This is a genomic window from Borrelia persica No12 (genome assembly GCF_000500045.1).
GTDB lineage: Bacteria > Spirochaetota > Spirochaetia > Borreliales > Borreliaceae > Borrelia > Borrelia persica.
The window spans coordinates 1-226 of sequence record NZ_AYOT01000052.1; the positions used below are offsets into that span (position 1 = coordinate 1).

At 29.6% G+C, this 226-nt stretch carries 1 protein-coding gene; it reads right to left on the bottom strand.

Translation table 11 applies throughout. The features are described from left to right. A partial coding sequence (locus U881_RS10345; protein WP_038363158.1) for a DUF693 family protein occupies positions 1 to 226 on the bottom strand: 226 nt, incomplete at both ends.

Below are 226 nucleotides of genomic sequence, written 5' to 3' on the forward strand. Positions count from 1 at the left end.
TCATGGGTACACCTAAATATCCGGCCATAATAAAGTCATAATTCTTTAATTCTGCAAACTTCTTATATAGTATTTTTACAATATTGCCTTCATTGACATTATTAGTAAAGTCAATTGGCAGGTTCCAGAGAGTTAACTTACATCTTTTTGCGCGTACATAATTATTACTTGAATACATATCAGATATTGACATGTCAATATGTATACCATCTTCTGTATTAATTAC